Annotated in this window: 3 protein-coding genes and 1 pseudogene; all 4 read right to left on the minus strand. The window is 46.1% G+C overall.

Annotated elements, in window-relative coordinates; translation table 11 throughout:
* The coding region (locus tag ACCM36_RS09825) for a BatA domain-containing protein (RefSeq protein WP_370573582.1) at positions 1-437 on the minus strand (437 nt) is incomplete at its 3' end.
* Between the two features lies 1 nt (position 438).
* Entirely contained in the window at positions 439-1,317 is an 879-nt protein-coding gene (locus ACCM36_RS09830; RefSeq protein WP_370573583.1) for a DUF58 domain-containing protein, read from the minus strand.
* A 20-nt stretch (positions 1,318-1,337) separates the two neighbouring features.
* Entirely contained in the window at positions 1,338-2,312 is a 975-nt protein-coding gene (locus tag ACCM36_RS09835) for an AAA family ATPase (RefSeq protein ID WP_370573584.1), read from the minus strand.
* A gap of 49 nt (positions 2,313-2,361) precedes the next feature.
* Positions 2,362-2,657, minus strand: a pseudogene (locus ACCM36_RS09840) (hypothetical protein); the annotation flags it as partial.

Genomic DNA, 2,657 nt, shown 5'->3' on the forward strand with positions numbered 1-2,657 from the left:
GCTTCCTGAGTAGTGGTCGCATCCTGTACTTCAAGCAATGTTACGGGAATATTATGAGCAAGCACTATGCTGTTCTCCTTGCTGACATAATCCTCTGCCTTACTAATGGCTTCCTGGAACCGGTTCTCAGTCTGCATACTGGCAGACATATCTATCACAAGTACTGTGTGTTCATCGCTCAGGGGCTCGTTAGTTATAAGATAAGGAGCAGCAGCTGCCAGGGCCAATAGAATAAGCACCAGCAACTGTATTAGGAACAAAGGATCTTTGATCAGCTTTGTAATGGAGGTGAAAAAACGTTTTTTCTCTTCCGCCTGCATAAGGAACATCAAAGACGGGATCCGCACCAATAGAGGTTTTGGCCTCAGCAGGTACAAAATGATAAGAGGAATGACGCTTGCCAGCGCCAGCAGAGCCAGGGGTGTTTCAAAGGGCATATCAGCGTCTCCTGGCTATTGTGTACAGGAACGCTTCAAAGATGGGTACATCTGTGGTGAAAGCATAGTACTCTGCTCCCACTTGGTAGCATGTATCCTTTATGCTATTCATGTGATCCATCAATTTGCGTTGATAATTTTCCTTGAAACTGTCGCTTACATACGTTTTAAGATCTGCATCTGTCTCCAGGTCCTTGAACTTTGTATGGCCATGCACCTGAAGCTGGGCTTCTGTCTTGTCCAGTACCTGTATGAGGATAAGGTCATGATCCGAAAAACGATATATAGCCGATCTGATCGAATCCAGATCATCCATGAAATCCGATATGATGATCACAAGCGAGCGTGAATGTATGGCACGTGTGTACCTTACAATGCATTCATGAATATCGGTCTTGCCCTGCAGTTTTGTTGTTTCAAGCCTGTCCAATGTCTGGAAGAGGTACTTCTTTCCTCTGCGCGGCTCAGATATATCCACATCCTGCGAAAATGTGGAAATGGCGAACTTATCATTGTCCTTTGTCACCATGTATGCAAAGCCCATTGCAAGCATCAGACCATATTCAAATTTAGTTGTATCTTTATCAGGATAGTCCATACTTTTGCTGGAATCCAGGAGTATATGTGCTGTTAGGGATTTATCCTCCTCGAACTGCCTCACATACAGTTTTTCCGACCTGGCATAGACTTTCCAGTCAATGGACCTGGGCTCATCACCCGGATAATATTCCCTGAACCCTACGGTATCTATACCTCTGCCACTGTTAACAGAGCGTCGGCTACCGGCATATACATTGGATACTCTTTTCCTTACCATGAAGGAGAATCGGTCAAGCTGCCGGAAAAAATCCGCATTGATAGTATGTTTGCCGGGGTTCATGTCCTTATGGCCTTACTTTTTTATTTAACCTGTGAAAGGATTCCTTTTATCATCTGATCTGCAGTTATGCCCCGCCTCTCCGATTCAAAAGAAAGACCTATCCTGTGACGAAGTATCGGATAAGCCATAACCTCGATATCCTCTTCGCTTACGTAATTTCTGCTTTTGATCAGAGCACGTGCCTTTGCTGCCATGATAAGGCCTATAGAAGCTCTGGGAGATGCACCGTATTCTATATGCTCACTGCTCTGTCTTGTGGCCAGAACTATCTTCACGGCCCTGGATTTCAGCTGATCGGAGATGGGAACTTCGGTAGTTAGCTTTTGCAGGTCGAGCAATGTGCTCTTGTTCATTACTTTTCTGACCTGCGGAGTGTCAATTTTGGTATATCTGTTCACAATGCTGAGTTCCTGTTCGTATGTAGGATAATCCAGCAATATCTTCAGCAGGAACCTGTCCAGTTGTGCTTCAGGTAACGGGAATGTACCTTCCATCTCAATGGGATTCTGTGTGGCCAGGATAAAGAACGGCTTGTCAAGCACATAGGTATCATTGGCGACAGTTATCTGTTTTTCCTGCATGGCCTCAAGCATGGCGGACTGGGTCTTTGGTGAGGCCCGGTTTATCTCATCAGCCAGCACTATGTTGGCAAAGACGGGTCCGGCCTGGAACTTGAATGATTTGACCCCACCATGCTCCTCGATGATGTTCGTTCCCGTGATGTCCGCAGGCATCAGGTCCGGTGTACACTGGATCCTGCTGAACCGCAGGTCCATGACCTTTGCTATCGTAGAAATGGTCAATGTCTTCCCAAGACCGGGATTGCTCTCGACCAAAGCATGCCCATTGCAGAGCATAGCGATGATCATCTGTTCCACATACTCTTGCTGTCCTACTATGACCTTACCGATCTCAGCGAACAATGTGTTGAACATCTCGCTGGCAAGCCGGTATGTCTGGGACAGATTTCCTGCGCTCATTTCACTGGAGTTCATCTCTGGTCTCCTTTACATTCATGGATCAATAGTAAGGTTCTGTTTGCCATTATTTTCCTGCCATCTCTTCAAAGTACTGTTTGATAATGCTTTCATATCCTTCAGGCAGTTCCTCGGAATAGATCGACGAGGATATTACACTTATATCATATGCTGAAGATGGGGTGAAATCCTCAGGTGTGCTATTGGCCTGCTCCCCCTGCGTAAAACCTGTTCCTGTGCCAGGTGGAAGGGTCAGGTCAACTTGCTTCCCCTCTACGACCACAACTGTTGGTTCCCCTAAGAGATTTTCTGTGGATTCGTTGCCTGAATCATCTGATGTCTCTTCCATGACAGCCAAATCTG

It is taken from the genome of Methanomethylovorans sp. (genome assembly GCF_041305605.1).
Taxonomy (GTDB): Archaea; Halobacteriota; Methanosarcinia; order Methanosarcinales; family Methanosarcinaceae; genus Methanomethylovorans.